Annotated in this window: 21 protein-coding genes and 1 pseudogene; 2 read left to right on the forward strand and 20 right to left on the reverse strand. The window is 63.9% G+C overall.

Translation table 11 applies throughout. From position 1 onward, the window contains the following. Positions 1–32: 32 nt before the first annotated feature. The 19 genes and pseudogenes from NKH38_RS22470 to NKH38_RS22555 all read right to left on the reverse strand — a co-directional run bounded on the left by NKH38_RS22470 (position 33) and on the right by NKH38_RS22555 (position 19,171). Complete coding sequence (locus NKH38_RS22470; RefSeq protein ID WP_352762233.1) at positions 33–2,174, reverse strand: sodium-translocating pyrophosphatase; 2,142 nt, start codon at positions 2,172–2,174, stop codon at positions 33–35. A gap of 258 nt (positions 2,175–2,432) precedes the next feature. Then, positions 2,433–3,200: an ABC transporter permease gene (locus NKH38_RS22475; RefSeq protein WP_023669360.1), complete on the reverse strand. Its 768-nt coding sequence runs from the start codon at positions 3,198–3,200 to the stop codon at positions 2,433–2,435. Further along, positions 3,197–4,135 (reverse strand): ABC transporter ATP-binding protein, encoded by a 939-nt coding sequence (locus tag NKH38_RS22480; protein ID WP_352762232.1) that lies wholly within the window; start codon positions 4,133–4,135, stop codon positions 3,197–3,199. The genes NKH38_RS22475 and NKH38_RS22480 overlap by 4 nt, the downstream gene beginning before the upstream one ends. Further along, the gene (locus NKH38_RS22485) at positions 4,132–5,295 is read right to left on the reverse strand and encodes an ABC transporter permease (protein WP_352762231.1); all 1,164 of its coding nucleotides are present in this window, start codon (positions 5,293–5,295) and stop codon (positions 4,132–4,134) included. Before NKH38_RS22485 ends, NKH38_RS22480 begins: the two co-directional genes overlap by 4 nt. 157 nt (positions 5,296–5,452) lie before the next feature. Next, entirely contained in the window at positions 5,453–6,364 is a 912-nt protein-coding gene (gene osmF / locus NKH38_RS22490) for a glycine betaine ABC transporter substrate-binding protein OsmF (protein WP_023689505.1), read from the reverse strand. Between the two features lie 177 nt (positions 6,365–6,541). Continuing rightward, the gene (locus NKH38_RS22495; protein WP_023705069.1) at positions 6,542–7,759 is read right to left on the reverse strand and encodes an MFS transporter; all 1,218 of its coding nucleotides are present in this window, start codon (positions 7,757–7,759) and stop codon (positions 6,542–6,544) included. Continuing rightward, positions 7,756–8,256, reverse strand: coding sequence for a transcription antitermination factor NusB (gene nusB, locus NKH38_RS22500; protein WP_023682390.1), 501 nt, complete (start codon positions 8,254–8,256; stop codon positions 7,756–7,758). Before nusB ends, NKH38_RS22495 begins: the two co-directional genes overlap by 4 nt. Continuing rightward, positions 8,253–8,747: a 6,7-dimethyl-8-ribityllumazine synthase gene (gene ribH / locus NKH38_RS22505; protein WP_023682391.1), complete on the reverse strand. Its 495-nt coding sequence runs from the start codon at positions 8,745–8,747 to the stop codon at positions 8,253–8,255. Before ribH ends, nusB begins: the two co-directional genes overlap by 4 nt. Positions 8,748–8,828: 81 nt before the next feature. Further along, positions 8,829–8,990, reverse strand: coding sequence for a hypothetical protein (locus NKH38_RS33445; protein ID WP_502905788.1), 162 nt, complete (start codon positions 8,988–8,990; stop codon positions 8,829–8,831). Next, positions 8,990–9,607 (reverse strand): riboflavin synthase, encoded by a 618-nt coding sequence (locus NKH38_RS22510; protein WP_352762230.1) that lies wholly within the window; start codon positions 9,605–9,607, stop codon positions 8,990–8,992. Before NKH38_RS22510 ends, NKH38_RS33445 begins: the two co-directional genes overlap by 1 nt. A gap of 12 nt (positions 9,608–9,619) precedes the next feature. Next, positions 9,620–10,750, reverse strand: coding sequence for a bifunctional diaminohydroxyphosphoribosylaminopyrimidine deaminase/5-amino-6-(5-phosphoribosylamino)uracil reductase RibD (gene ribD, locus NKH38_RS22515; protein ID WP_027049601.1), 1,131 nt, complete (start codon positions 10,748–10,750; stop codon positions 9,620–9,622). Positions 10,751–10,752: 2 nt separating this feature from the next. Beyond that, on the reverse strand, positions 10,753–11,247 hold the full coding sequence (gene nrdR / locus NKH38_RS22520; protein ID WP_023669351.1) for a transcriptional regulator NrdR: 495 nt from the start codon (positions 11,245–11,247) through the stop codon (positions 10,753–10,755). Positions 11,248–11,385: 138 nt separating this feature from the next. Then, positions 11,386–11,970: an invasion associated locus B family protein gene (locus NKH38_RS22525; protein WP_023730852.1), complete on the reverse strand. Its 585-nt coding sequence runs from the start codon at positions 11,968–11,970 to the stop codon at positions 11,386–11,388. An 80-nt stretch (positions 11,971–12,050) separates the two neighbouring features. Continuing rightward, positions 12,051–13,364 (reverse strand): serine hydroxymethyltransferase, encoded by a 1,314-nt coding sequence (gene glyA, locus NKH38_RS22530; RefSeq protein ID WP_023730851.1) that lies wholly within the window; start codon positions 13,362–13,364, stop codon positions 12,051–12,053. 171 nt (positions 13,365–13,535) lie between these two features. Further along, positions 13,536–15,180: pseudogene (locus NKH38_RS22535) on the reverse strand (Na+/H+ antiporter). Between the two features lie 183 nt (positions 15,181–15,363). Next, on the reverse strand, positions 15,364–16,617 hold the full coding sequence (locus NKH38_RS22540) for a L,D-transpeptidase family protein (RefSeq protein ID WP_352762229.1): 1,254 nt from the start codon (positions 16,615–16,617) through the stop codon (positions 15,364–15,366). Positions 16,618–16,995: 378 nt separating this feature from the next. After that, positions 16,996–17,511, reverse strand: a complete 516-nt coding sequence (gene ldtR, locus NKH38_RS22545; protein WP_023672997.1) for a transcriptional regulator LdtR — start codon at positions 17,509–17,511, stop codon at positions 16,996–16,998. Between the two features lie 203 nt (positions 17,512–17,714). Further along, a complete protein-coding gene (locus NKH38_RS22550) occupies positions 17,715–18,137 on the reverse strand; it encodes a DUF6163 family protein (RefSeq protein WP_023689511.1) in 423 nt (140 codons plus the stop codon). Beyond that, complete coding sequence (locus tag NKH38_RS22555; protein WP_352762228.1) at positions 18,134–19,171, reverse strand: enoyl-CoA hydratase/isomerase family protein; 1,038 nt, start codon at positions 19,169–19,171, stop codon at positions 18,134–18,136. Before NKH38_RS22555 ends, NKH38_RS22550 begins: the two co-directional genes overlap by 4 nt. A 263-nt stretch (positions 19,172–19,434) precedes the next feature. On the opposite strand from NKH38_RS22555, the gene NKH38_RS22560 reads away from it, so the two are divergent. Further along, positions 19,435–19,857 (forward strand): pyridoxamine 5'-phosphate oxidase family protein, encoded by a 423-nt coding sequence (locus NKH38_RS22560; protein ID WP_023753657.1) that lies wholly within the window; start codon positions 19,435–19,437, stop codon positions 19,855–19,857. Positions 19,858–19,945: 88 nt separating this feature from the next. Then, positions 19,946–21,001, forward strand: coding sequence for a porphobilinogen synthase (gene hemB, locus NKH38_RS22565; protein WP_027049604.1), 1,056 nt, complete (start codon positions 19,946–19,948; stop codon positions 20,999–21,001). A 2-nt stretch (positions 21,002–21,003) separates the two neighbouring features. On the opposite strand, the gene NKH38_RS22570 is transcribed toward hemB, so the two are convergent. After that, entirely contained in the window at positions 21,004–21,768 is a 765-nt protein-coding gene (locus NKH38_RS22570; protein ID WP_081839821.1) for an imm11 family protein, read from the reverse strand. Positions 21,769–21,846 lie beyond the last annotated feature (78 nt).

A 21,846-nucleotide genomic window follows, 5' to 3' on the forward strand; every position in this document is an offset into this window, starting at 1 on the left:
CGCGGGTTTGTTCCTGAAGCAGTGGCGTTGCCTTAGCCGTGCGCGAGCACGGCCAGCAGCAGAAGCGCCACGATGTTGGTGATCTTGATTGCCGGGTTGACCGCCGGGCCGGCGGTGTCCTTGTAGGGATCGCCAACCGTGTCGCCGGTGACCGAAGCCTTGTGCGCTTCGGACCCCTTGAGGTGCTTGACGCCGTCCTTGTCGACAAAACCGTCCTCGAACGACTTCTTGGCATTGTCCCAGGCGCCGCCGCCCGAAGTCATCGAGATGGCGACGAACAGGCCGTTGACGATGACGCCGAGCAACGAGGCGCCGAGCGCCGCAAAGGCGGACGCCTTGGAGCCCGAGATCAGCTGCACGCCGAAATAGACGACGAGCGGCGCCAGCACCGGCAGCAGCGAGGGGATGATCATTTCCCGGATCGCCGCCTTGGTCAGAAGGTCGACGGCGCGGGCATAGTTTGGCTTGGAGGTGCCGGCCATGATGCCCGGATCCTCGCGGAACTGCTTGCGCACTTCCTCGACGATGGCGCCGGCCGCACGGCCGACGGCCGTCATGGCGATGCCGCCGAACAGATACGGGATCAGACCGCCGAAGATCAGGCCGGCTACGACGTAGGGATTGGAGAGGTCGAAGGAGACATCGCCCATGCCCTGGAAGTACGGATATTTGTCGCCATTGGCGGCAAAGAACTTCAAATCGTTCGAATAGGCCGCAAACAGCACCAGCGCGCCGAGGCCGGCCGAACCGATGGCATAGCCCTTGGTCACCGCCTTGGTGGTGTTGCCGACCGCGTCGAGCGCGTCGGTGGAGTGGCGCACTTCCTTGGGCAGGCCGGCCATTTCGGCAATGCCGCCGGCATTGTCGGTGACCGGGCCGAAGGCGTCGAGGGCGACGATCATGCCGGCAAGGCCGAGCATGGTGGTGACCGCGATCGCCGTGCCGAACAGGCCGGCGAGCTGGTAGGTCGAGATGATGCCGCCGACGATGACGATTGCCGGCAGTGCGGTCGATTCGAGCGACACCGCAAGTCCCTGGATGACGTTGGTGCCGTGACCGGTCACCGAGGCCTGGGCGATGGAGTTCACCGGGCGCTTGTTGGTGCCGGTATAGTATTCGGTGACCACCACGATGAGACCGGTCACAACGAGACCGATCAGGCCGCAGATGAACAGGTTCTTGCCGATGATGGTCATGCCGGCGACGGTGCCGACCTCGCCCCAGCCGACGGTTGCCGAGGTAGCGACACCGAGACCGACGATCGACAGCAGGCCGGTGACGATCAGGCCTTTGTAGAGGGCGCCCATGATCGAGCCGTTGGAACCGAGCTTGACGAAGAAGGTGCCGACGATCGAGGTCAGGATACAGGCGCCGCAGATGGCGAGCGGATAGAGCATCGCCGCACCCAGAGCGGCGGTTCCGCCGAAGAAGATGGCAGCCAGCACCATGGTGGCAACGACGGTCACCGCATAGGTCTCGAAGAGGTCGGCGGCCATGCCGGCGCAATCACCGACATTATCGCCGACATTGTCGGCGATGGTGGCCGGGTTGCGCGGATCGTCTTCGGGAATACCGGCTTCGACCTTGCCCACGAGATCGCCGCCGACGTCGGCGCCCTTGGTGAAGATGCCGCCGCCCAGACGGGCGAAGATCGAGATCAGCGAAGCGCCGAAGCCGAGCGAAACCAGCGCATCGATGACGATGCGGTCATTGGGCTGCAGGCCCATCGGGCCGGTCAGAATATAGTAGTAAATCGACACGCCGAGCAGCGCCAGGCCAGCCACCAGCATACCGGTGATGGCGCCCGACTTGAAGGCGATGTCGAGACCGGCGGCGAGGCTGTTGGACGCCGCCTGCGCGGTGCGCACATTGGCGCGCACCGAGACGTGCATGCCGATGAAACCGGCGGCGCCCGAAAGCACTGCGCCGATCAGGAAGCCGACCGCGGCGGTGATCGAAAGCAGCCACCAGGCGAGCACGAGCACGACCACGCCGACGATGGCGATGGTGGTGTACTGGCGCGCCAGATAGGCCTGCGCGCCTTCGCGGATGGCGGCGGAGATTTCCTGCATGCGTGCATTGCCCTGATCGGCTGCAAGAACCGATCGTGTCGCCCAGATGGCGTAAAGGATTGAAAGCAAGCCGCAGGCGATGACGGCAGAAATGATGGTCATTGCCGAATTTTCCTCGATTGATGGCCCAAAAGAACCCCTCCCTGGGCCGTTGGTGCGGGGAGCGGATAAGCCTAGGCGGAATCCGTCCTTCGCAGCGGTGTATGCGAAACAGGGCTCGGAACGTCAAGATATTGTTCGGTTTTTGCCCCGCTTTCAGCCAAAAGTTTAGGCCAGAACATTCCCGTGGCCGATGCCTTGCTATTAGATCGGTTGAAATGACGCTGCGTCAGTCACTGCTTGCCCGCAGTCCAGCGAAGGTCAGTCGCCAGTCTCCTGCCCCATCTTGCGCGCCGTGTAGCGTTCGACCGCCGAAAGGCCGTCATAGATCAGCACCGCAAGGGCAGCGACGATCAGGCCGCCTTGCAGGACGAAGGCGAGATTGTTGGACAGCAGGCCGGCGATGATCACCTCGCCCAGCGTCTTGGCGGCAACCGTCGAGCCGATCGTCGCCGTGGCCAGGCTGATCACCACCGACAGCCTTATTCCGCCCAGAATGATCGGCGCGCTCAGCGGCAATTCGACCTTGACCAGTCTTTGCCAGCCCGTCATGCCGGCGCCGCGCGCGGCCTCCATGATGTTGCCCGGCAGCGTTGTGAGGCCGGTCAGCGCGTTCTCGAAGATCGGCAGCAGGCCGTAGAGAAACAGCGCAATCAGCGTCGGCTTCTCGCCGAAACCGACGGCGGGCACCGCCAGCGCCAGCACCGCCACCGGCGGAAAGGTCTGGCCGATATTGACCAGACTGCGCGACAGCGGCAGGAATTCGGCGCCCGCCGGCCTGGTCACCAGGATGGCAAGCGCCACGGCAACGATGGTTGCGGCGACGGTAGCGATCAGCACGGTCCTGAGATGCAGCAGGGTCAGCGTCAGCAGGCTGCCCTGATTGTAGATCGCCGGCGCATTGTTTTCGGTCAGCGGCTTCAACAGCGGCTCGAACCAGCCGGGATTGGTAACGAAGGCTATGAGAAGCACCACCAGGGCAAGCCTGAGCAGCGAAGGCAGCCAGGCTTTTAGACCGGCCCCTTTCATGCCGGTCTCGCCGCGCGCTTCACCAGCCCGTCGACGGTGACGCGGCCGAGAGGCTTGCCGTCTTCGCCCTTGACCGGCAGCGCCGGCCGGCCCGACCACAGAAGCTCGGCCAGCGCGTCGCGCTGGCTGGCGTCGCCTGGGATCGCCTCGCCTTCGGCAGACCCCTTTTCCACGGCGTCGCGCACGCGGCCGAGCGACAAGAGCCGGAACGGCTTTTCGCTGGCGCCGACCAGGGTTTCGACGAAGGCGTTCGCCGGCCACGCCAGGATCTCTTCCGGCTTGGCGTATTGCACCAGCTTTCCGGCATCCATGACGGCGATCTTGTCGCCCATATGGACCGCCTCCTCCATGTCGTGGGTGACGAGGATGATGGTGGTGCCGAAGCGCTTCTGGATCGCCAGCAGATCTTCCTGCGCCTTGGTGCGGATGATCGGGTCGAGTGCGCCGAACGGTTCGTCCATCAGAAGCACATTGGGCTCGGCGGCGAGCGCGCGGGCGACGCCGACACGCTGCTGTTGCCCGCCGGACAGTTCGTGCGGGTAGCGCGGGCCATAGGCCTCGGGGTCGAGCTGGTAGAGTGTCATCAACTCATCGACGCGGGCCTTGATGCGGTCCTTGTCCCAGCCCAGCAGGACCGGCACGGTGGCGATGTTCTGCGCAACGGTGCGGTGCGGGAACAGGCCGTGGCCCTGGATAGCGTAGCCGATGCTGCGGCGCAGCTCGTAGCCGGGCAGCGTGCGGTTGTCGTTGCCGTCGAGCTTGATGACGCCGGCGGTCGGCTCGACCAGCCGGTTGATCATTCGCAGCAGCGTCGTCTTGCCGGAACCGGAGGTACCGACAATGACGCAAACCGTACGCGGCTGGACGACCATGGACACGTCGTCGACCACGGTCGTCGCGTCATAGCGCTTGGTAATGCCTTCGATCTCGATCATGCCGTTTCAACCCTGCGCCTGGTGGCGGTCATTTCGATCACTGCGTCGAGGATGATGGCCGCGGCGAAGGCCAGCGCCACCGTCGGCACGGCGCCGAGCAGCACCAGGTCCATTGCGGTCTGGCCGACGCCCTGGAAGACGAAGACGCCAAAGCCGCCGCCGCCGATCAGTGCGGCGATGGTGGCCAGGCCGATGTTCTGCACCAGCACGATGCGGATGCCGGTGAGGATCACCGGAAAGGCCAACGGAAACTCGACGCCGAACAGGCGCTGGCCATCGGTCATGCCCATGCCGCGCGCTGCATCATTGGCCGCGCGGGGTACGCCGGCAAGCCCGACCACGGTGTTGGCCACCACCGGCAGCAGCGAATAGAGGAACAAAGCCACGAAGGCGGGCGCGGTGCCGATGCCTCTGATACCGAGCGCTGCGGCACCCGGAACATGCGCGGCGACCCAGCCCAGCGGCGCGATCAGCAGGCCGAACAGCGCGATCGAGGGTATGGTCTGGACGATGTTGAGCACATTGAGCACGCCGGCCCGCAACCGTTCGACGCGGTGGCACAGGATGCCGAGCGGCAGGCCGACGATCACCGCCGCCGCCAGCGACCCCAGCGCCAGTGTGATGTGCTTGGAGCCTTCGGCCCAGAAACTATCGGCGCGGTTTGCATATTCCTTGAGGATCGACAGGCTGTCCCACTGCCCCGATATCAGCAACAAGCCGATGGCCAGCGCCGCGACGACGAGCACGCCGACGCGGGCCGGTGGCGACAGGTTGAGCCTGGTCAGCACGTCGGCGAGCAACAATGTGAAGGCAAAGATCAACAGCCAGAACCCGGAAGCCGGCGAGATGCGGGCGAAGGTGTTGCCGGCCGGCATCAGGAAGGTGCCGGCGACACCGATCAGGATGGCAAGGGCGGCGAGCGCCACGACGCTTGCGGCCAGGCGCAGGACAAGCGGGGTTTTCAGCAAGGCAACAATTGCGGCCACGACGACGATCGCCAGCAGTAGCGGCCCGACTGTGGCCGGCAGCGCCTCCAGGATCGAGCGCGCCTGACCGGGAACGATACGATTGGCGCGGAAGGTGGCGAACGGAGCCAGAAACGCCGCATAGGCAACGATCGCCGCGATAACCATGCCGAGCTTGTCGAAACGCAGGGTCATGGATGCCCCTCATGAGGAGCGATTTTCCACGTTGCGCAGACTACGCTGGTGATCGGCGCAAGCCGACGCGAAGTCCGATCTCCCCCCTTGCGGGGGAGATGGCCGGCAGGCCAGAGAGGGGTGTCTCGCACCAGCGTCACGATCAGCTATGCGCTGACTACTTCAAAAACCCGTTCTTCTTCAAAAAGTCCTCGGCGACACCCTTGACCGGCTCGCCGCCGACCTGGACGCGGCCGTTGAGTTCCTGCAGCGTGACGAGGTCGAGCTTGGCGAACACCGGCTTCAACAGCGTCTCGATCTCCGGATGCTCTTTCAGCACCGCTTCGCGGATGATCGGCGCCGGCTGGTAGACCGGCTGCACGCCCTTGTCGTCGGCGAGCACGACCAGGCCGGACGGCGCGATGCCGCCGTCGGTGCCGTAGACCATGGCGGCGTTGGCGCCGTTGGTCTGGTTGGCGGCAGCACCGATTGTCGCGGCGGTGTCGCCGCCCGAAAGCGTGATCAACTGCTCCGGCTTCAGCGTGAAGCCGTAAGTGGTCTGGAACGCCGGCAGGGCTGCCGCCGAATTGACGAACTCAGCCGACGCCGCCAAAACCACCGTGCCGCCGCCGGCGACGTATTTGCCGAAGTCGGTCAGGGTCGCCAGCTTGTTGGTCTCGGCAACCTCCTTGCGCAGCGCGATCGCCCAGGTGTTGTTGGCCGGTGACGGCGACAGCCAGACGATCTTGTTGGCGTCATAGTCGAGCTTCTTGGCGGTCTCATAGGCCTTGGCGGCATCCTTCCAGACCGGATCGTCGGCCTTCTCGAAGAAGAAAGCGGCATTGCCGGTGTACTCGGGATAGATGTCGATCTCGCCGGCGGTGATCGCCTTGCGTACCACCGGCGTGCCGCCGAGCTGGATGCGGTCGGTGGTCTTGATGTTGTTGGCGTTGAGCACAAGCTGGATGATGTTGCCGAGCACGCCGCCCTCGGTGTCGATCTTCGAGGAGACGACCACCTGGGCATTGGCGGAGGCGGCCGTGATGCCGAGCGCCAACGCCGCGCCGGCCAGAATCTTGACTGAAAACATTGTGAAAACCCCTTGCTTTGGACCAAAATGCGGTGGCCGCATATGAGCATGGCTTCAACGCCCCGTCGGGGCACACGGTTTCATAACAATGGGTACAGAAGCAATAATTTTATGCGGTCGCCGCGATTCGGTCGGCGCCATGCTGACAGGTCGTGCCAAGCCAAAGATAGAACCGGATCAGGCGCGGGCTTTGCGCGATCCGGTCAGTTTGAGCGCGCCAAGGGCGACGAAACACAGGGCGACGACCGGGAAAACCAGCCAGTTCAGCATCTCCCAGCCCCAGGCATTGTAGATGGCGCCCGACATTAGCGAGGCGAAGGCGACGGAGCCGAACAGGACGAAGTCGTGGAAGCCCTGCACCTTGCTCTTTTCGGACGGATGGTAGCTGTCGGCGACCATGGAGGTGGCGCCGATGAAGGCGAAATTCCAGCCGAGGCCAAGCAGGATCAGCGCCGTCCAGAACTGCCACAAATGCAGGCCGGACAATGCCACCGCGGCGCAGCCGATGAGCAGGACCAGGCCGGTTGCGACGATGCGTTCGGCGCCGAAGCGATGGATCAGCGATCCGGTGAAGAAGCTCGGCGCAAACATCGCCATCACATGCCAGGAAATGCCGAGCGTGGCGTCGTCCGTCGACAGGCCGCAGCCGACCATGGCCAGCGGCGCGCCGGTCATGACGAAACTCATCAGCGCATAGCTGCCGACGGCGCAAAACAGTGCCGCGACGAAACGCGGCCGGGTGACGATCTCGGACAGCGGCCGGGCGTCGCTTGACGCGACTTCCGCGTGGCCGGGAGCCTTGGCCGGGATGCGCAGGAATGACAGGATGATGGCGCCGGCCGCCGCCAGAACCGGAATGGCCACGAACGAGCCGGCAAACATCACCGGCGCCAGCAATTCGCGGGTGAAGATGACGATCTGCGGCCCGAGAATCGCGGTGATGACGCCGCCGGCCAGCACGAAGGAAATGGCGCGCGCCTTGAATTCGGGCGGAGCATTATCGGCGGCGGCGAAGCGGAACTGCTGGACGAAGGCGCCGCCGACGCCGATCACCAGCAGCGCGAAAGCGAACAGCCAGAAGCTGGCGTGGAACAGAGCCAACGTGGAGATGACGCCGCCAAGCGCGGTGACGATGGTGCCGGTCATGAAGCCGCCGCGCTGGCCGAGCCAACGGATGATGGCCGCGGCCGGCAACGCGCCGAGCGCCACGCCGATGTTGAAGCCGGTGATTGGCGCCGTTGCCAGCGACTTATCGGGGCCAAGCAGATATTGCCCGGCCAGCCCGCCCATGGAAATGGCAATCGGCGCGGCCGAACCGATAATCGCCTGCGACGTCGCCAGGATGATCGCCGTGCGGCGCGCTTCCCTTGCTGCGCCGGGGACGGTGCCGGTCACAATGCGTCCTTGCCGCGCCCCTCGCCCCGCACCCGGCGCGACACACGGTCGAGCACGGCGTTGGTCAGCTTCGGCTCGTCTTCCTCGTAGAAGGCCTTGGCGATGTCGACATATTCCGAAACGATGACGGCCACCGGCACGTCGTCGCGCTTCATCAGTTCGTAGACGCCAGCGCGCAGGATGGCGCGCAACGTCGAATCGAGTCTGGACAGCGGCCAGTCTTCCGTCAGCGCCTGGCGTATGATCGGATCGATGGTCGTCTGGTTCTCGACGACGCCGGCCAGGATGGCGCGGAACCACTGCGCGTCGGCCTCCCGATAAAGCGCGCCGTCGACTTCCTTGCCGAGCCGGAACGCCTCGTATTCGGCGGTGATCTCGAAGACGCCGCTGCCGGCCACGTCCATCTGGTAAAGCGCCTGCACGGCGGCCAGACGGGCGGCGCCACGCTTGTTGGCGTGGCGTATCGCGGGCTGGCCGGGCGAAGCGGGTTCGCTCACGATTGCGCTCCCAGCTTCTCTTTGAGCGCGATCATGGTCAGCGCCGCGCGCGCGGCAAAGCCGCCCTTGTCACCCTCCGAGCGCTTGGCGCGCGTCCAGGCCTGCGCGTCGTTCTCGGTGGTCAGGATGCCGTTGCCGATCGCAATCGCTTCCTGGACCGAGAGATCCATCAGCGCGCGACTCGATTCATTGGCGACGATGTCGAAATGATAAGTGTCGCCGCGGATGATGGTGCCGAGCGCGACAAAACCATCATAGTCCTTGCCGCCCTCGCCCATGCCGTCGAGCGCAAAAGTGATCACGGCTGGAATTTCCAGCGAACCGGGAACGGTGACGACGTCATAGGTCGCGCTAGCTTCGTCGAGCGCGCTCGTCGCGCCGTCGAGCAGTGCGTCGGCAAGATCGTCATGAAAGCGCGCCTCGATGATCAGAAGGTGGGCCTTCTTCTTCGGGCGAATGAACGCTTTGCCGTGTTGGGATGTGCCAGCCATAAATGTCTCCGGGGGTAGCCGGTGACTTAGGCCGAAGCCGGTTTGATCGCAAGCGGAAGATTGCTGGAGGCGAAGCCTGGCCTAGCGCGTCTTTGGGCTGGGCGTCGGTAGCGGCCACTCGCTGCAGAGGCTTTCAGCCCAGACGAGAACAGCTTCGTGATCCACTACACGACCCCCGTCTACATCGGCCATTGCTTCGCGCGTAAGCCGCTTTTTCTGTTCGATTGTGAGTCTTGCGGCCATCAAAGCCCCTCTTTCGCCGCCTCGACCAGGCGCGCGGCGTAGCGGGCCATGGTGTCGATCTCGAGGTTGACCTTGTCGCCGACCTTGCGCTCGCCCCAAGTGGTCACGGTCAGCGAATGGTGGATCAACAGCACATCGAAACGGGCGCCTTCGACCTTGTTGACGGTGAGCGAGGTGCCGTCGAGTGCGACGGAACCCTTGGGCGCGATGAATTTCGCCAGTTCGCGCGGCGCCTCCAGCGTGAAGCGCACGGCATCGCCCTCGTCCTTGCGCTCGACGATTTCGGCCATGCCATCGACATGGCCCGACACGATGTGGCCGCCGAGTTCGGCGCCTATCTTCAGTGCCCGCTCGAGATTGACCTTGGTGCCTGATTTCCAGCCCGACGCCGTGGTCAGCCTCAGTGCCTCTTCCCAGGCTTCGACCTCGAACCAGCGGGCATTCGAGCCGCCATCTGGCAGCGCCGTCACCGTCAGACAGACGCCGCCGCAGGAAATCGAGGCGCCAATAGCGATGGTCGCGGGATCATAGGCAGTGTCGATGCGCAGGCCGACGCCTTCGCTCAGCGGCTTGATGGCCGCGACAGTGCCGATATCGGTGACAATTCCGGTAAACATCGATGCTGATCCCTAGAGGTCCCTTATCCATTCCGCATAGACATCGTCCCCGAAGCGCATCTCGCGCAATTTGCGGAAGCCTGCCGGGATATGGTTGGGGTCGACGGGCGATACAATGCCGCCCTCGCCGATCGCTTCCGGTCCCTGGAACAGCACGATGCGGTCGACCAGTCTTTCGGCGAGGAAGGCGCTGGCCACCTTGGCGCCGCCTTCGACCAGAACGCTGGCCATGCCGAGCGCGCCGAGATCCTCGAGCAGCTCCGGCAAGGCAATGCCGCCTTCATGGGTTTCGGTGCCGATGAAGCGCACACCGGCACGCTCCAGCACCGACCGCCGCAGCGGGTCGGCCTCCAGGCTCGCGGCGATATAGAGCGGCACCCGGTCGATGCCGGAGACCAGCTTCGAGGCTTCGGGCAGCCTGATCTGGCGGTCGAGCACGATGCGCGCCGGCGAGCGGTTCTCCAGCCCCGGCAGCCGCACGGTGAGCGCCGGATCATCCTCCAGCGCCGTGCCGATGCCGACCAGGATGCCATCGGCTTCGGCGCGCATCAGATAGACTTCGCGGCGGGCGACATCGCCGGTGATCGCGACCTGGCCGGCGCCATGCCTGCCGATCTTGCCGTCGCTGGAAAGCGCAAGCTTCAGAGTCACTTCCGGACGCTTTTTCATGGATCGAATCAAATAGCCGGCCATCTGCTCGGCGGCTTCCTCGACCAGCACCTTTTCGACCACTTCGATGCCGGCGGCGCGCAGGATGGCATAGCCTTTGCCGGAGACGCGCGGATCGGGATCGCTGGCGGCGCCGACGACCCGCGCCACTCCGGCATTGACCAGCGCGTTGGCGCAAGGCGGCGTGCGGCCATGGTGGGCGCAGGGCTCCAGCGTGACATAGGCGGTGGCACCGCGCGCCAACTCGCCGGCTTCAGCCAGCGCCTCGGTCTCGGCATGCGGCCGGCCGCCAACAGCGGTGACGCCGGTGCCGACGATCATCGGGCCGGCGCCATCGTCGCGAACGATTATGGTGCCGACGGAAGGGTTGGTGGAGGTGCGGCCGGCATTTTTCCGCGACAGCCGCAGCGCCGCGGCCATGAAGCGGCGATCGAGGGCCTGCTGATCGGCCTTCCCTGACGTTTGGCTTGCCATGCTCAGCCGGCGTCCTCTTCGCTCTTCAGCTCGTCGCCTTTGAGTTCGTCACCTTTGAGCTCACCCAGGACATCGTGGAAATCCTTGGCCTCGCGGAAATTGCGATAGACAGAGGCGAAGCGGACATAGGCGACGTCGTCGAGCGACTTCAGCGCTTCCATCACGAGCCGGCCGACCTCGCCCGAGGCGATTTCCGTCTCGCCGGAGCTTTCGAGCTGGCGCACGATGCCGGTGACGGCGCGGTCGATGCGCTCGGGATCGACATTGCGCTTGCGCACCGCGATCTCCACCGAACGCAAGAGCTTGTCGCGGTCGAACGGCACCTTTCTGCCGGACTTCTTGACCACCACGAGGTCCCGCAACTGGACGCGCTCGAAAGTGGTGAAACGGCCACCGCAATCGGGGCAAACGCGCCGCCGGCGGATCGCGGCGCCATCCTCGGCGGGGCGCGAATCCTTCACCTGCGTATCTTCGGACTGGCAATAGGGACAGCGCATGGAGAGCCTTCGGGTTGGCGATTCTGGCGGAATGATAGGCTTAGAGGTTTTTGCCGGGACGGCAAAGGTTCGGCAACGGCCGCTCGCGCCCTCAGAGATAGCGAGGCGGGAGGAAAATTGCCAGCCGCGCCAGATATGTCAGGGCGCGACGTCCTTGGTCGGGAAGCCGCAGGACGTTCCGAGGTTGCGGTAGGCCTTGGTGAAGCCGTCCATAGGGATGCTGGCGACGGCTTGCTTGCCGAACGTCACGTCGAGCGAGATGACCTGGCGCATGGCCCGCAACAAAGCGAGACTGGTCTTGGCCTGGTTGTCGACGGTCCAGCTCGGGCGGCCGGCATCATTGGAATAGACGGTCGCGGAAACCTTGACGCCGGGGTCACCGAAGGTCGCGGCGATCTTCTTGCCGGTCGGCAGCTCCTTGTTGGCGATCGTGAACATGATCGCGGGATAGGCATCGGGCGGCAGCGCGTCGCCGGTCGAGATCGAAAGCGTCAGCGTGCCGGCATTGCCGCCGCCATCGACAAAGGCCGTGGAGGCAGCGCAGGTCTTGCGGGAATCCTGGCCGGTGTCGAGCGCATCGATGATGGTGGTCCACCTGCCAAAGGTGTTTGTGGCGGGGATATCCGTGCCCGGCTGCGTCTGCTCCTGGGCGATCGCGCCCGACACGGCGACAGCGGCAAGCGAGCCGAGGGAGGCCAGAACGGCAGGATGGAACATGCGCATCGTCAAATCTCCAACAGGCCGCGCCGCCCGGACAGCAAGCGGCGCAGAGCGCGGGATAAAAGACGAAGCGCCGCTGGTGGTCAACCGAGATAGGGATAGAGCGGGAAACGATCGGTCAGCGCCACGACCTTTGCCTTCACCGCCGCCTCGACCGCCGCATTGCCTTCGTCGGAATTGGCGACCTTCAGCCCGTCCAGCACTTCGGCGATCAGCTTGCCGATCTCGCGGAATTCGGCCTGGCCGAAGCCGCGCGTGGTGCCGGCCGGCGTGCCCAGACGCACGCCAGAGGTGACGAAAGGCTTTTCCGGATCGAACGGGATGCCGTTCTTGTTGCAGGTGATGTTGGCGCGGCCGAGCGCTGCCTCGGCGCGCTTGCCGGTGGCGTTCTTGGGCCTGAGATCGACCAGCATCAGATGGTTGTCGGTGCCGCCGGACACGATGTCGAGGCCGGTTTCCTTGAGGCTCGACGCCAGCGCCTTGGCGTTGGCGACGACGCTCTCGGCATAGAGCTTGAAGCTCGGCTTCAGCGCCTCGCCGAAGGCGACCGCCTTGGCGGCGATGACATGCATCAGCGGGCCGCCCTGCAGGCCGGGGAAAACCGCCGAGTTCATCTTCTTGGCGATGTCCTCGTCATTGCACAGGATCATGCCGCCGCGCGGGCCTCGCAACGATTTGTGCGTGGTCGTGGTCACGACATGGGCGTGCGGCAGCGGTGACGGATGCACGCCGCCGGCAACCAGGCCGGCGATATGGGCCATGTCGACCATCAGATAGGCGCCGACCGCATCGGCGATCTCGCGAAAGCGCTTCCAGTCCCAGATGCGCGAATAGGCGGTGCCGCCGGCCAGGATCAGCTTCGGCTTGGTCTCATGCGCGGTCTTTTCGATCGCGTCCATGTCGAGCAGATGGTCGTCCTTGCGCACGCCATAGGAAACGACCTTGAACCATTTGCCGCTCATATTGACGGGCGAGCCGTGCGTCAGGTGGCCGCCGGAGTTCAGGTCGAGGCCCATGAAGGTATCGCCCGGCTGCAGCAGCGCCAGGAAGACCGCCTGGTTCATCTGGCTGCCGGAATTCGGCTGGACATTGGCGAAGTTGCAGCCGAACAGCTTTTTGGCGCGCTCGATAGCGAGTTCCTCGGCGACGTCGACGAACTGGCAGCCGCCATAATAGCGCTTGCCCGGATAACCCTCGGCGTATTTGTTGGTCATGATCGAGCCCTGCGCCTCGAGCACGGCGCGCGAAACGATGTTTTCCGAGGCGATCAGCTCGATCTCGTGACGCTGGCGGCCAAGCTCGTTGCGGATCGAGCCGAAGATCTCCGGATCGGCATCTTCCAGCGTGGTTTCGAAGAAGGATTCGAATTTGTTCGACGCTGCCGCTGCAGTTGCCATGGCCTGAAATCCTTCGGTTCGGGGCATTTATCTATGCATATCGTTGCCCCGAAACCGCTGCACGGTTCCGGGCGACATGCATTGCCGCGCCATTAACACAGTTGTTTTCGCCTCGCCACGTTTGCAGCGCGAAATTTGCTGGCCGGATTGCGCCAGAGCGGCCCTGAACCGCTATTTTCGCTCCTGCCGCCCCTGCAGCAAGGCTTCGGTGAGCGTGATCTCGGTAAACAGCGCCCGCGCCGTATGGTCGTTGATCGCGCCGCTGCTTAACATGTCGCGCACGGCGATGCGCTCGGCCTCGATGCCGGCAAGCCGCATTTCGAGCTCCAGCCGCCCGGCTTCGCGGGCCTCCGCCCGGGCGTCGTCGGCCTCGTCCGAGGTGGCGATGCGGCGCCGGTAGCCGGCGACGATGTTTTCGGCGGCGGCAAGCCTGGCGCCGGGCACCTCGCCCTGGTCGTCGTCGCTGGCGCCCGCCATGCTTTCGATGCGGGCGATGGCCGCCTTGGCGGCGCCGATGCGGGCGAGACGCTCCTCGATGGCGCTGCCATCCTCGCCCGGCTCGACCAGTCCGTGCGCTATCTTCGGCAGCGCCACGCTGGCGATGGCGAGCGAACAGATGATGACGCCGGCGGCGAGGAAGATCACCAGGTCGCGCGCCGGAAAAGACGAGCCGTCCGGCATGGCAACCGGCAGCGACAGGATGCCGGCCAGCGTGATCGCGCCGCGCACGCCCGCCACCGAGCCGGCAAGCCGCACACGCATGCCAAACGGCTCGGCCTTGCGCTTTCCCCATTTTGCCTTGAGGCTTGCCGCGATATCGCCGACCCAGATCCAGAGGAAGCGCAGCGCGATCAGGCACAGCGTCAGCGCTATCACCGTCGCGACCGGCTGGATGGTCGGGTAATGGCCGGTCAGTTCGGGCGGCACGCGGCGAATGATTTCGGGAAGCTGCATGCCGAGCACGATGAACAGCGCGCCATTGTAGACGAAGGACAAGGTCGTCCACAGCGAGATCGTCTGCATGCGCGCCGAGACGCCGAGGAAGCGGAAGACGCCGGAGCCGCCGGTCAAAAGCCCGGCGGTGACCGCCGCCAGAATGCCTGAGGCATGCAGATGTTCGGCGACGAGATAGGCAATGAAGGGCAGCAGGACCATGACCAGAACCTGCGCCTCGGCCGGAACGCCGCCGATGCGATTCAGAAGCTGCAGCAGCCTGGCGGCGATGAACAACGCGGCGATGCCGGCCAGGATGCCGATGGCGACGGCATAGACGAAGGACAGCGATGCATCGGCGAAGGAAAAGCTGCCGGTCACGGCGGCGGCGACGGCGAAGCGGAACATGACCAGGCCCGAGGCGTCGTTGAGCAGCGCCTCGCCTTCCAGAATATGCATCAGCCGCCGGCACCAGGCTTCTGTCGACGATCGAGGACACCGCCACGGCGTCGGTCGGGGACAGCACGGCGGCGAGCGCGAAGGCGACGACCAGCGGGATGCTCGGCACCAACCAGTGCAAGGCATAACCGAAGCCGACAATGGTAAAGAAGACCAGCCCGATGGCCAGATCGAGGATCGGTCCGCGCAGCGCGATCAGCTCGCGTTTGGGCGCTCCATAGGCATCGCCGAACAAAAGCGGCGGGATGAACACCAGCAGGAAGAGTTCGGGGTCGATCTCGACATGGATGCCTTTCACCGGCCAGGCGAGCGCGGCGCCGATGGCAATCTGCAGCACCGGCAGCGGCACCCGAACCAACCGCACCAGTGCGCCGGAAAGAGCGACGAAGACCAGCACGGTGAGGATGAAGATTGCGACCTGCATGGCGCGGTTCCGGCTGTTTTGAGGACCATGCGCAATTGCCGTTAGTCCGTCCAGATGGGCCTGCGGCGCAACGTCCGGCAGTGTTCATGGCCTGCATGGCTGGCGGCCACCAGTCTTCTTCTGTTGGGATGTCGAACGGAAAAGGCCACCTTGCGGTGGCCTTTTCTAAATGAGATCAGCGGCTTAGAGCGAAGAGGTGATCTGCAGTTCGCTGGCGCCATCGAGCGCGTAGACGTCGTCGCGGAACTGCACGACGCCCGGACCCGTCGACCAGGCCGACACATAGAGGAAGTGGACCGGAACCGGGTTGACGACCTGCACCGGCGTGTTCTCGCCGGTCTTGATGGTCGCCTCGAAATGCTGGCGGTCCCAGCCGGGTGTGTCGCGCAGGATCCATGTGACGAGGTCGCGCACGTTCTGGACACGCACGCAGCCCGAAGAATCGAAGCGCATCATCTTGCCGAACAGGCTTTGCTGCGGCGTATCGTGCATGTAGACGCCGTCGGGGCTGGGGAAGTTGATCTTCACCGAGGCCATGGCGTTGCCGGAACCCGGATCCTGGCGGAAGCGGTATTTTGCGGCATCATCCGTCGACCAGTCGACAGTCATCGGATCGACTTCGCTGCCATCAGGCGCAAACAGCCGGATGTGGCTGTCCTTGAGATAGTCGGGGTTCTTCCGCATCAGCGGAATGATGTCCTTGCGCACGATCGAGACCGGCGCGTTCCAGTAAGGATTGACGATGATCTCGTTGATCTTGGAATTGACCACCGGGGTCTGGCGGTCGATCTTGCCGACGATTGCGGTGTGGCGCAGCACGACGCGATCGTTCTCGACCGCCTCGATCTGTGCCGCCGGGATATCGACCAGCACATAACGGCTGCCCAGCGTGCCGGCCTTTTCGCGCAGGCGCTCCAGGTTGGTCTGCAGCTGACCGAGGCGGATCTGCGCCGAAACGTTCATCGCGGCATAGGTGTATTTGCCCATGGCGCCGTCGGCCGGCAGGCCATGGCGCGCCTGGAAGCGCTTGACCGCGGCGTCGACGTAGGAATCGAACGACGTCGAAATGCCGGCGCTCTGCGCCAGGTCGCCCGAAACCATCAGCCGCTTGCGCAGCGGCACCACGTCCGGATCGTCGACGCCAAGCTGCAGCTTCTTGGTCGCCGGCACCTCGCCCCAGCCGCCCTGGGCGACGATGTTCTGATACTGCGCCACCGCCTGTTCGGTGAAGGCGACCGTCTGCAGGCTGAAGATCGGCAGCGTCGAGGCGACCTTGCCGCCCTCCGAGGCGCGGGCATCGAACTGGTCGTCCCAATTGCCGCGGCCCGACGATTTCAGGATATCGTCGATCACATCCTGCGCGCTGGCGGCATTGCCAACCATGGCAACGGCGAGCGCGGAAGCTCCGGAAAGGAAAAGGCGGCGGCTGGTTCTCATGGACGTTCCAGACATTCTTGTCGTGTTTGGCTTCTAGCGTTTGGCTGTTGCAGCGTTCGGCTACGTGCTCGATCTTGGGCGATATCGCCCGCACTCTAAAGTTGGCACTGTTAACAATTAGCCAACCATGACCTGCATCACTGAGCCGTGAAAAGCGGACCGCGATGCGACCTTACAGGCGCGCGAACAGCTTCCGCCGCCGCATCACCCGCCCTCCTCGCTTCCACCGCGAATATGGCGGCAACGTGGCTTACGCCGAATTTGGAAGCGCCGGCGGCTCGAAAAGAAAAGGCCGGTGCTTTTCGGCACCGGCCTGTTGGCTGAGACTTTCCTCCGGCCGCGCTTCTTCCGGCGCAGCTGCTATTCAATGCCCGCTGATTACATCCGGTAGGCGATGGTGTCGTTCCAGAAGCGGTCGAGGCGCTGCAGCGCGCGGTTCATCTGCTTGAACTCTTCGCTGTTGATGCCGCCGACCTGTTCGATCGAGCCGACATGGCGCTCATAGAGACCGGCGACGACTTCCGCCACTTCATTGCCCTTCGGCGTCAGCGAAACGCGGACCGAACGGCGGTCGATGCGCGAGCGCTGGTGGTTGATGAAGCCGAGATCGACCAGCTTCTTCAGATTGTAGGAGACGTTCGAGCCGAGATAGTAGCCACGCGAGCGCAGCTCGCCGGCGGTCAATTCGGAATTGCCGATATTGAACAGAAGCAGCGCCTGGATGGCATTGATGTCGGAACGGCCGTTGCGGTCGAACTCGTCCTTGATCACGTCAAGCAGACGGCGATGCAAACGCTCCACCAGCTGAAGCGATTCCATGTAAAGCGAACGGATAGCCTCGCGGCGATCGTCGGATACGTTGGCGGTCTTCGCCGCCGGACGCGAATTGATCATTGTCTTTGCCTCTCGTTTGTCGCCCTGGTGATTTTTTGTTTTTCACCTTGATTGCGACACTATCGAATACTCATAAAATTCGACTTAAACGCTAGGGCTAACAAGAGCTTACCGGTAATAGGTTTCGTAAGACGCTTAACGAACGGTCACCCGAGCAAGGATAATTAACCTAAAGATTTAGCCAATGGCTGCGGGGCGGCGTTTCAGGCGCGCGCGGGGCGCTTGCGCATCCAGATAACGACGCGGAAGGCGATGTAGAGCAGCGCCACCGCGGCATGCGAGAAGACGATCAGCGGCCGGTGGCCGTACAGATTGGGGAAGCCGGCATACATGATGGTCTCGGTCACCGCGCAGATGAACCAGATCACCGGGCCCCACGACGCCAGCATCCAGAGGCCGGCGGCGGCGAAGGGGAAGAACACGGCCAGCATCACCGCCACGACCTGCCAGTGCACCGGCATCAGGTCGAAGCGCCACAGCGGGCCGGGATAAAAGCCGATCAGCCGGATCCAGTACAGGATGCCGAACAGCAGGCAATAGCCCGCTATGACGCGCTGGAACCAGGCGAAGATGATCTCGACACCCGAGGGCTGCAGCACGATGCGCCGCGACGTGACCTCGCTCACAGTTCGAGCTCCCGTTCGAGCGGCGCGAAATAGGCGTCCACCGAAGCAGCGTCAACCTCGGCCAGGCTTGCCGGCCGCCATTGCGGCGTCGAGCCCTTGTCGACGATGGCGGCGCGGATGCCTTCATAGAAGTCGTGCCCGGCCAGCATGCGGTTGAGGATGCGGAACTCCATCTTCATGCAGGCTTCCATCGACAGCGTCAGCCCGGCGCTGATCTGGCGCCACGCGACATTGAGGCTGGTCGGCGAGCGGGTGCGGATGGTGGCCAGCGTCTTGGCGGCAAACTCGTCGGCGCCTGCCGCCCGCTCCAGGCTCTCGAGGATTTCGGCGAGCGAGGGTTGGGAAAAATGCCGGGCAATGGCTTCCAGCACCGGCTGGCCGGTCTCCCGCCTGGCCGGCACGAAAAAGCCGCGCAGCACCGATTCCGGATCGCCATTGGCGCAGAGCCGATCGAGAAAGGCAGCCTGGTCGGCGGCCTTGATGGTGTGGGTGGCCAGGCCAGACCACAGCGCATCGCCATAGCGAATGCGGTTGCCGGTCAGCGCCAGATACATGCCGAAGCTGCCGCCAAGGTCGGGCAGAAGATGGCTGCCGCCGACATCGGGGAAGAAACCGATGCCGACTTCGGGCATGGCGAACTGGGCGTTCTCGGTCAGCACACGCTGCGAACCGTGGAAAGAGATGCCGACGCCGCCGCCCATAACGATCCCGTCGATCAGCGCGACATAGGGCTTTTTGTAACTGTTGATGCGGGCGTTGAGCCGGTATTCGTCGGCGAAGAACTCGACCGGCGGCTTTCCGGCGCGGGCCTCGTAGACGTGCATGATGTCGCCGCCGGCGCAAAACGCCCTGCCCTCGGCCTTGACGATGACGACATCGACGCCGGTATCGCGCTCAAAAGCGTCGAGCGCCTTGTCCAGCGCCTTGATCATGCGATGTGTCAGCGCATTGAGCGCCTGCGGCCGCGTCAGCGTGACGACGCCCGCCTTGCCCAACCGTTCGAAGCGGATCTCGTCGCCGCCGCCAAAATCCATCGTCAGAGAATCCCTCCCCGCGCCTGCGGGACTGAAGTGCTAAAGGTGGCGCATGGGTGCGTCAACCGGCGGGCGCGGTTTGGATTTTCGCAAGGGAACGCGACCGTGCTTTGCCCCCCGCAGAAAAGCGCGCAGAATTGCCGGGCGAAACAGCCTTTCTTCTGATGCAGGGACAAACGCATGACGCTTGAAACCGCAGCGCCGAGCCATGGCTGGGAGATGCGAAAAAGTTCGACCCGGATGATGTTCTCAGCCGCCCGCTGATGGCCAATCTGGCGACCGTGACGCCTGACGGCGCGCCGCGCAACGCGCCGATGTGGTTCATCTGGGAGGACGCTGCAATCTGGCTGCTCGGCTCGACCGGGGCAAGTGCTGTCAAACACCTCGAACGTGACCCGCGCTGCGCCGTGGAGATCGTCCATTTCGACAATGAGGCCGGCATCCTGCTGCATCTCGGCCTGCGCGGCTCCGCCACCATCGAGCCGATGGCGCCGAACCGCTTCAAACGGCTGCTGCACAAATATCTCGGCCCGGAGGCGACCTGGAACCGCTGGTTCATCGACAATGTCGCCGACATCGGCCATCCGGACGGGCGCCTGATCCGGCTTGCCCCGAAGAGCATCTTCACCAACAATGTGTCGTTCTTCAAAACCGGCCCCGAGCTGGCGTGGCCGCCGAAGCCGTAAGCAGCGCGTTATCGACTGGCACAATCGTGTCGCATTGGTCAGCGGCAAGGCCTCGTGGTAAAAGCCGCCTCGACCCGGAGTTTTTGCGATGAACAAATTCACCCCCGCGACGAGCAACAAATTCGCGCCGGCAAAGCCCGGCGGTGCGCGCAGCGTCGACGAGATCACCGGCAGCCGCCGCTTGCGGCGCATGCGCAAGGCCGACTGGTCGCGCCGCCTGGTGCAGGAAAACCGGCTTACGGTGAACGATCTGATCTGGCCGATCTTCGTCATCGACGGCAAGAACACGCGCGAGCCGATCGCCGCCATGCCCGGCGTATTCCGCCTGTCGCTGGACCTCGCCGTCAAGGAGGCCGAGCGGGCCGCTAAGCTCGGCATTCCGGCGATCGCCACCTTCCCCAATGTTGAACTCAGCCTGCGCGACCTGACGGGATCGCACATCCTCGACCCGGAAAACATCATCAACCGCGCAACCCGCGCCATCAAGGACGCGGTGCCGGAGATCGGCATCATCACCGATGCCGCGCTTGATCCGTTCACCTCGCACGGCCATGACGGCATCTTGCGCGACGGCATCATCGTCAATGACGAGACAGTGGAACAGGTGACCGCCGCGGCCGTCATCCAGGCAGCGGCCGGCGCCGACATCATCGCGCCGTCCGACATGATGGACGGCCGCATCGGCGCCATCCGCGACGCACTCGACGCCAACGGTTTTTCGGATGTGGCGATCATGTCCTATGCGACGAAATTCGCCTCCGCCTTCTACGGCCCCTACCGCGAGGCGGTCGGCACCGCGGGCCTGCTCAAGGGCGACAAGAAGACCTACTATCTCGACCACGCCAATTCCGACGAAGCGGTGCGCGAGGCCGAGCAGGATATCGCCGAGGGCGCCGACATGCTGATGGTCAAGCCCGGCCTGCCCTATCTCGACATCATCCGCCGGCTGAAGGACGAGTTCCAGATGCCGACCTTCGCCTACCAGGTGTCAGGCGAATATTCGATGATCAAGGCGGCGGCCGCCAATGGCTGGATCGACGGCGAAAAGGCAATGCTGGAGAGCCTGCTCGCCTTCAAGCGCGCCGGCTGCGACGGCATTCTGACCTACTTCGCGCCGGAAGTGGCGCAAATGCTGAAGGGATAAATTCACTCCAGCACATAACTCTCTTTGACATTTCTTGTTTCGAAGTCCAGCCGACCACGCCCGCAAACCGACATGTCTTGGAACAAGTCGGGATTCTTGATGCCTGCTTCGACACAGGCTTCTCTCAATTTGGCGGTGCAAATGACGATGCCCATGTTCTTCTGTTTGAAGATATGCGCATCGCCAACAATCTCCTCCTTGAAATAGAAGCACGCGCCTCCGGCGCGGTCGTAGTGGACGCCTCCATTCTCGCCGATCAAAAGCCTAAACTTCGACGATTCGAGATCCACGGCATCAATCTTGCGAACAATGTCGCAAAGGTAGTGCTTTGGTTCGATCGGCTTTCCGCTCAAATAGAATACGTCGCAGTCGTTAAACACGACCCCATCGGGGTCGACTGACTGCAGAACTTCCTTCAGGCGCTCGGATACAAGCCAGTAACAATGAAAATCTTCTAAGTCTTTTGGTGGCCTGCAATAGGCTGTCGCTTCAGGCCGTAGCCTGGGCGTCTCCGGGTACTCAGGAAAGCCGTATCCCCCAAACTCCGTCGGCCCGAGCAGTATGCGGGGTGGCGGCACCAAAGCTTGGGCGTTTTCCAGCTGAAGACAATGGGACCCGCCGCGATATGTCGGTCCGATCTGGAAGAATTTTCCATGTTTCTTGAATTTCGCCTCTTTGCGGAAAACCCGCTCTGGGACTCGAGCTGGCCTATTCTGCGGGCGGTTCCGGTTGACAAACAGTTTTGCAATGAGTGAAATAATGGTCACGTGCGCGCCTGCTCAGTTTACCGACTTTCGAGTTCAAGACTAAATCGCGTGAGAGTACCCGTCCACCTGCTTCGCGCC

The sequence above is a fragment of the Mesorhizobium sp. M1078 genome (genome assembly GCF_040318615.1).
Taxonomy (GTDB): domain Bacteria; phylum Pseudomonadota; class Alphaproteobacteria; order Rhizobiales; family Rhizobiaceae; genus Mesorhizobium.